Below are 8,556 nucleotides of genomic sequence, written 5' to 3'. Positions count from 1 at the left end.
TGACAAGCTTGCAAGTTGTATTAGAGTGATATCCAGTATTTTTATTTAATCTGATTAATAGTAAAGGAATCCTAATGAAGAAGAGTAAACTCAACAAATTAGTGCATCTAGGCAGTATCGGACTTGCTGTCGTTGCGATGAGCAGCTGTATGGGCACCCGTTATTTAAGTGAAGGTATCTCAGAGGAGGGACGTGTCCAACAACAGGATTTGGTATTTCCCAATATAAAAGACGCGTGGCAGACGGAGGGTCAATTCGCTAATACAGAAAATCTGTCTAAAATTAGACCCGGTATCAAAAAAGAAGAGCTGTATCAGCTAATTGGACGTCCACATTTTAGCGAAGCTCAATATGCGCGTGAATGGGACTATATTATGAAGTTCTATCAACCAGATGATTCTGTCAAAGTATGCCAATATAAGGTTATCTTTGATAAAAATTATCGAGGGCAGGAGTTTTATTGGCATCCAGAAGATTGCCCGCCTAAAAAGGCCGAGCCAGCATCTAATATAGCGCCAGTGATTGTGGCAGCGCCGATTAAAGAGCATATTAATCTTAGTGCTGATGCGCTTTTTGAGTTTGATAAATGGCAACAAGAATATATGTTGCCTCAAGGTCGACGTGAGCTTGATACGCTGGCTAAAAAGCTCAACCAGTATCAAAGCATGGGGGATAGCCGTATCATTATTACCGGCCACACTGACCGTAAAGGGGATGATATGTATAATATGAGTTTATCCCAATTACGTGCTCAGGCTGTCCGCTCTTACTTAATCAATCAAGGTGTTGAGCCAAGCTCTATGATTGCCAATGGTGCAGGGGAGTCACAGCCGATTCAACAGTGCTCAACAAATCTACCCCGTCAACAAGAAATTAATTGTTTACAGCCCAATCGCCGCGTCACCTTAGATGTGACGGTTACCCAAGACTAGGTCATAACAGCCCTCAAAAAAGCTAATAAAACCAGTCACTAACCAAAAAGTGTCTATCTTCTGATAGGCACTTTTTTAGTTACAAAGCAGTTACAATTTTTTTTGTTAATGAGAAGTAACAAGTCACAGTATGAGATAGCAATTATTTTTATTTAGTATTATTAATTTAACAATTAACCTGAAAATAATTCTCATTATTGTTATGTCTGATAGATAAAGTGCTGAGCTACAAGAGGACAAGTATTTGCAGAGAAGACGAGCGATTCATATGAGTAATATTTATCTTGATATATGTAACTTAATTTAAATTTATTAATTAATGATTATTTTAAATAGAGTCCTATTATCACATTTAGATACAAAAATAGCAGCTAAGCAGTTGTTTTATTTGCTAATTTAAATGATGAAGTGTGGTTAATAAATGATCTACCATTAACTATAGGTAACAAGTGGTGGCAATTGTAACGACAGCGTTAATTGTAATAATAATGTCATATTTATCTGATTAGATGAATCATAGATTTGATTTTATTAGTAAGTTGATGTGATAGAGCTTCATCACTGTCAAATCTAGCTTATGGTACGGATGAGCTTCAACAATGAAGATAGGTTTGGCAATAATTACTAAAAAGGGCACGGTTATGAATCACAGACAAGCTTTTAGATTATCCCCTCAAGGCCGGATTGCAAGCGCAGTCAGCATGGCACTGGTATTACCTTTTATGAGTGTTGCTGCACTTGCAGACAATATTAAACCCGTTGGCGAAACCAGTGTGAGCCAAGTAGGTAATGTCGATGTTGTCAATATTGCTAACCCAAACTCAAAAGGTCTTTCTCATAACCAGTATAAAGACTTTAATGTGAGTAAATCGGGCGCTGTATTAAATAACTCACTGACCGCTGGTAAATCACAGCTTGCGGGTCAACTTGATGCTAATAGCAACTTAACGGGGACCGCCTCTGTTATCTTAAATGAGGTGGTCAGCAAAAACCCATCATTGTTGTTGGGTCAACAAGAAGTATTTGGGATGGCTGCTGATTATGTACTTGCTAACCCTAATGGCATTACCTCTGAGGGCGGCGGTTTTATTAATACCAACCGTGCGTCGTTGGTTGTGGGTACGCCAAATATTGCAAAGGAGCGTCTAGAGAGCTTTAATGTGGGTGACCGTCAAAGCAATACCTTAACGGTAAGCGGTGATGTGAATGGTGCACAGCGTTTGGATTTATTGGCACCAAAAGTAGATATCAATGGCAATATCACAGCAACGGATGCCATTAATGTCATCTCAGGGCGTAATAAAGTAGATTATGACACGCTTGAAGTAAGCGGCTTAGAGCGCTCTCAGCCCAAAGTAGTGTTAGACGGCCAAATCCTAGGCAGTATGCAATCAGGCCGCATCCGTCTGCATAATACAGATGAGAAAGCGACACAAACTTTACAAGGTCAGTTTACTGCTGGGCAAGAATTTGATGCCACGGCTGCCAACCTAAAAGTTGTTGATAGCACTATTAAAGGTGGCTCAGTTGATTTAACAGGTCGTGATAGCTTGTCTGTTGGCGGTGATGTTACAACGGCCCGTACGGACAAAGAAGTCACTAAAGAGGAGCTTGAAGATAGAGTGACACTAACCCATTCAGGCTATCAAGAGACAGAGACATTTAACGGCTCAAGCATCTCTGGTACAGACGTTGCACTAGCAGGCGGTGATATCACCGTATCAGGCAGCCAAGTGACAGGTGATAATATTAATGTCAGCGGTGAGACAGTTGATTTAAGTGGTGTGACCACAACCGATACAGACAGCACGACGGCACGTAACAGCAAAGGCTTGTGGTTTAATGAAGATGAAACCTTAAACAAAACCCAGCAGTATCATCAATCAAGCCTAGATGCTGCCGACCAAATTAATGTCAGCTCTGCGGCAGATACCAGTATTGCAGGGACAGCGATTAACGCGAAGACTGTAGCGGTTAATACTGGCGGCGATTTGCAAGCGTCTGCTGAAGCCACTGAGAATTCACAAAGCCAAATCAATCGCTATAAGCGTGAAACGGCTGCCTTAAAATCAGGTGCGCGTACTCAAACAGACACAACTCAAGCCGGTCATCAAACTGCTATTAACGCAGATAGCGTGGCACTGAACAGTGACGGTGAGCTGGGTTTAGAAGGTGTACAGCTAACGGCAGATAGCGCTCAATTAACAGCCAATAAAGGGCTGAGTATTGCAGGCAGCACCATCACAAATCGCCAAACAGATGAAGAAGACTTCAAATATTGGGGCGGTATCGGTGGCGGTGAAACTCACATTGATAACAAACAACAAACCGCGGTTACTGGCAGTCAAATCAAAGCCAATAACGTAAGCTTAGCCAGTGATACAAATGTCAGCGTCAATGCCAGTTCAGTTACTGCTGACGATACACTGGATATCAATGCAGGTGAGGCACTAGAAGTCGCTAACGGTTTTGCAAAAGAGAAAGATTATAGCGAAGATCGTCACGGGACAGCCTTTAATATCACCGATAAAAAGTCAGCGACAGATCGTGTTGCGACATCTGCAGTTGCCAGCAGCTTAACAGCAAAAGATATGCGCTTAACCGGTGACAGCGTGACGGTTTCAGGCAGTGATGTTTCAGCAACTGACCGCCTAAATGTGACCGCAAACAGTGAGCTAAATACAGAAGCTGCCAATGCGACTGATATTACCAAAACCGAAACCTATGATATTGAGAGCGGTACAGAAGCCAGCCTTAATGTTGATTTGAGCCAAGGTTTAGCGGCGTTTGATAAGCCAGATTTATTTGAATCAAAAAGCTCTATTAAAGGTGTGACCACGCTAACGACGACTGGTACAGGTAGTGCCCGTGCTAACACGCTACAAGCGGGTAATGCTGAGCTTAATGCCGCAGAAATCAACTTAAATGGCAGTGATTTAACCACCGCACAAAACACCACTATCCGTGCAGATAATGTGACAGTCGGTGCCAGTGAAGCGCTGACTGCAGTTGATAGCAAAGTGGCTAAGAGCACCGGCCCTGAAGCTTATATTAGAGGCGGCGCAACGGGTGTTGAAGTTGGTCTGAGTATCGGAACCGATCAAATTATTGATGAGCACAATGAGTATCAGGCCGTTAACTCTAGTGTTAACGCAGGCGAGAGCGCCTCATTAACGGCGACTGAAACCTTAGCCAATAAAGGGGCACAGATTACAGCGGCTGACGTACGCTTAAGCGGTCAAGACATTACCAATGAGGCGTCTTACGACCGTGTGGTTGATCGTAATGTTGTGGCCGGTGGTGATGCCGCATTAACGGCTTTCGCAGGTATCAGCCCAATTATTGGCGGTGCGGTTAGCCTATCTGGAGACGGTATTGGTCAAACCACTGAGGTCAAAACAGCCCATACGACAGCCATCAATGCCGACAATACAGTGACAGTTGATGCGGCCAATAGTGCGGTTGATGCCGGTACCCAAATCAAAGCCAACAGCATTAATATTAAAGCAGATGACTATAATGGTACTTCTGCATATGATTCAACGGTCACAACCACGCACAGCGGCCGCGGTGATGTAGGCGTTAGCGCCAGCAGCAGCACCTTGGCTGATGTGACCATTGGTGTTACTGGCAGCGGTGAGTATGAGTACTTACAAACCGGTGATGCAAAAGCGGTTAAAGGCCAATTAAACGCAAAAGAGGTTGCGATTAATGCAGGCACACGTGCGACAGCGGCACAAGATGTCACGGCAGATAACTATACGCTTAGCGCCGGTGAAGAGGCACGAATCGGACAAGATAATGACAAGCAATGGACCACTGTAGGCGGCGGTAAACTTGGTGGTTCAGTGGGTCTGACGGTTATTCCTGCCACAGCCGCAGCGGGAGCAGTCGTTGGTACGCCTTCATTTAATGGTCAAGCAGGCTTTAATTACCTAAGCGTAGAAGACTCACAAGCCAAAACCGCAAATGTAGATGCACAAAAAGTAGCCGTAACAGCTCAGCAGTTAGCACAAGTTGATGGCGCAACTATCAATGCCGATGAGGTCGTCATAAAAGGCAACCGTGCTAATATCGCAGCAGCTCAAGACAACCATCGTGCCGTTGGTGTCGCTATGGGCGGTAACACAGGGTTTTCACTAAATATTGCTGATACTATTCTTAGTAGCGATGACATCGGTGTTGGTGGCCACTTAGGTGTGGTTAATGAGACTGGTAATAAAGCGCACGGCGCTACCGTTAATACCAGTGACTTAACCGTGACCGCAAATGAGGCAGATGACGCTTTGGTTGTTGAAGGCGCCACAATCCATGCGGATACTGTGAGCTTAACCAATGACAATAAAGACGGTAACGTCGCGGTTATTGCCGCCGAGTCTCGTAACAAAGTAGGCAATGTTGGTATTGGCGGTAATGTCCCTGCCAATGCAGGTGAGGGCAGCTTTAATACCGATAATATCGGTGCTCACCTAAATGTTGAGACCGACAACAGTCAGTACTATCAGTTGGGTGAAGTCAATGCCGACCGCATCACCATCAATAGCGGTAAGGATGTGACATTACAGAGTAATGTCGATGCAGGCAGCTTGCAAACCGTCTCGGGCAATGATCTGACTATCAGCTCAGCGCAAGATGTGGTTAGAAAGGTAGATGTAGATACTGACCTTGCTGTTGATGGCTCACCTATTCAGTTTATTGCAGATGCGGCTAAAGGCGATGTGCTGGGCTTATTAAAAGATGACTTTAATAATGGCACTATCTTAGGTGTCAGCGCCGCTGGTAGAGCTGGATTTGATATTGATCATCAGCAAACGACGCACCACGCTACAGTGACTGCGGATAATCTTGATGCGTCAGTGGGTAGCAATGATATTGCTGTCAAAGCTGCCACCGTCAGAGCCGCTAATAGCAAGCTGGGTGATGCAAAGGTGAAAACCACCAATAATGATGACTTTGTGCATAATGTTGGTGCAAGCGTAGATGCAAAAACCTTTAGTATCCCAGGCTTTGTTCAAAGCATCCCAAGCTTGGTTCAAGATGCCTTTGAAGGCAAGCCGCTAGATTTACCTGTAAATATTGATGCTAATTTTGATTGGGACGATAGTGATGGCGCTCATACCAAGGCAGATGTTAAGCTTTAACGCCTCGCTGTAGCAGCTATTGTTTTTATAGATGCTTTGTACGTTATTCGAGCCCATACCTGTCACAGGTGTGGGCTTTTTAATCCTCCATGATAGATGTTGAATGATTATGTTATCACCTTTTATAACGGTCGCTATTAATAGCAACGAACCCTCTTTTAAAACCAGACATGAGTCTCACGGTTATCTACGCAGTACGCTGCTAGCTCTAATGACCAGTGGTGCTGTATTGCCTGTCGTAGCGGCGGCTGCCACAGGAGATATCAGTAGTGCCGCAGCGATTAATAACACTTTGGCCTCTCCCTCAAAGCAGACCATTGAACAACAACAAGCTTGGCAAGAGTCGCAGCAGCAGCAGCGTATTGATGCCCTGCGTCAGTCGCAGCAAAGCGGCAATGACCAAGGTGCAGACGCATCGGCTAATACTCAGCCCAGTCCAGCTGAACCAAGCACGGCGGCTTGCCTGCCTATTCAGCAAATCACGTTGGGTGACATGCCGCAGTTAACTCAATCTGTGCAAGCTAAGCTGCGTCAACAAGCCAGACAGCTGTCTGTAGATAACAAGGAGATGACGGCTAATCCGCAGACTGATTCTCAAACTACGGCGTCTTCATCAAACCTCCAGACAGGGCAGTGTGTGTCAGTATCTGATGCTAACGACTTGGTGCGTGCGATTACTGAAGCGTATCTGGATGCCGGTTACTTTAAGATAACCATTGATCCCACTCCGGCTGAAAATGGCCGGTCTACATGGCAAATACTGGTAGCAAACATTCGTGAGATAGACAATCAAACCAAGCTTCCGACCGCACGCTTATTTGGCGATATTATTGGCAAAGCGGCAAATATGGCGATACTGGATCAGGCGGTCAGTCACGGTGAGCGTGTGATTGATGGGCAATTGCTACTCGATATTTATCCTGTCGGTCAAGATGTGCGTATCAAGGTCAGTCAACAAGGTGAGGTTGATCCGTTTAGTACCGATATACAGTGGCGCTATGACCCAGATGACAGCTACGGCCATAACTTAATTCAGCTCCATGGCACCCTACGTAACGTATTAGGTCAGGCAGATTATACCTCGATATCGATGGAGCAAAGCCTACGTGATAACTACGGCTATGATGAAGACAATCAGCGCCGTAGTGCCAGTATTTACACCCTAGTTCCGAATGGTCGCTGGCAGTGGTCAGCACTATTTGCAGCAGATGAGTACAAACGAACCACTCAACTGCCAAACTCAGTACTTGAGCAAGAAGGGGACAGCTGGCAGGCCAATATTCGTGGCGATTATATGTTCAAGCGTGACCAAGACAGTATTACCACGTTATATGGTCAGGTCGCTCACCAAGAGGTGACCAGTGAGCTGCTAGGCAGTCGGTTAGATATTCAAAGCCCCACATTAAGCAGCGGCCGCTTAGGTATCAGCCACACCAAGCTTTTTGATAAGCGCTCAAGCACTGATCCGAGTAAAATCACTACGGGGGCGTGGGTGGTCGACTTAAGTGCTGAGCAAGGATTTGGTAATCATGATAATCCGGCGACTGAGCAAGGGCTAGAGGATGAGTATTTACGCTGGCTGTTGTCAGGTTACTTCACCCATCAACATCCCATCATCAAGTCTGGTCAAAGTAAAGGCTATTGGCAAATGACACATGAGTTACAAGCACAGTACAGCGACGATCAGCTATTTGGTGTCAGTCAGCAGTCGCTTGGCTCAACTTACTCTGGAGTGCGCGGTATTGATAATGCCTATAATGCGGCCGAAAGTGGGGTCACGCTACGCAACACGCTAAGCTATGAGCCGAGTCAGGCAGACTGGAAAAGCTTTGGCTCTCAGAAAATACGGTGGTCGCCTTATGTGGGTGTCGACTATGGGGTGGTCAAATACAGCGACCATCGTTTGGATGATGATACCAGTGATGCAGCCAGTGGCACGCTTGGTCTAAAATTGACCGCATATGATGCACAAGATCCCTCGTTTGATAGACGATGGCAGCTGGATGTGAGCGCCAGTCGTGCCCATACCGATTATGCCAATCGAGAAGACGATGGCTCACAAGATACAGAGATATCAGCCGCTTGGCAGTGGTTCTTTTAATAAGCAGCACCGCTCATTAGGTGATATGTCCTGTCCTAAAATAAGTTGATGATTTTAAAAAAGACAAAAGCCAGATACTAAATTTAGTATCTGGCTTTTTTGTGGCCAAGCGCTTAGCTAATTTAGATGCTTAGACTAGTCTAAGAACTTAACCGTCCCTGAGGTACCGGTACTCATGGCGTCATTGGCCAAGGCGTTTTTTTCGATAATCGCTTCTGGATCAGGGCGCCGCTCAGTATGGCCACACTGTGTACACTCGATGTATTCATCAGGCTCAGGTTCAAATACCCGAACCTGTACCACAGCATCCATGGTCTGACATTTTGGACAGCTGACACCGGCTAAGAACTGACGCTTAGGGCGAGTAGATTGATAGCGCATC

Annotated in this window: 4 protein-coding genes; 3 read left to right on the top strand and 1 reads right to left on the bottom strand. The window is 45.4% G+C overall.

Annotated elements, in window-relative coordinates:
- Positions 1 to 74 precede the first annotated feature (74 nt).
- From MN210_RS12230 to MN210_RS12220, 3 genes are all read left to right on the top strand, one after another.
- Entirely contained in the window at positions 75 to 932 is an 858-nt protein-coding gene (locus MN210_RS12230; protein WP_338412285.1) for an OmpA family protein, read from the top strand.
- Between the two features lie 641 nt (positions 933 to 1,573).
- Positions 1,574 to 6,073: a two-partner secretion domain-containing protein gene (locus MN210_RS12225; RefSeq protein WP_338412284.1), complete on the top strand. Its 4,500-nt coding sequence runs from the start codon at positions 1,574 to 1,576 to the stop codon at positions 6,071 to 6,073.
- A gap of 103 nt (positions 6,074 to 6,176) precedes the next feature.
- Complete coding sequence (locus MN210_RS12220; protein WP_338412283.1) at positions 6,177 to 8,174, top strand: ShlB/FhaC/HecB family hemolysin secretion/activation protein; 1,998 nt, start codon at positions 6,177 to 6,179, stop codon at positions 8,172 to 8,174.
- Positions 8,175 to 8,309: 135 nt separating this feature from the next.
- On the opposite strand, the gene MN210_RS12215 is transcribed toward MN210_RS12220, so the two are convergent.
- Positions 8,310 to 8,555, bottom strand: a complete 246-nt coding sequence (locus MN210_RS12215; protein ID WP_011961453.1) for a YheV family putative metal-binding protein — start codon at positions 8,553 to 8,555, stop codon at positions 8,310 to 8,312.
- Between the last annotated feature and the right edge of the window lies 1 nt (position 8,556).

The sequence above is a fragment of the Psychrobacter raelei genome (assembly GCF_022631235.3).
Classification (GTDB): domain Bacteria; phylum Pseudomonadota; class Gammaproteobacteria; order Pseudomonadales; family Moraxellaceae; genus Psychrobacter; species Psychrobacter raelei.
Note: the sequence above shows the minus strand (reverse complement) of the source record. Positions and strands in the feature narration are given on the sequence as shown.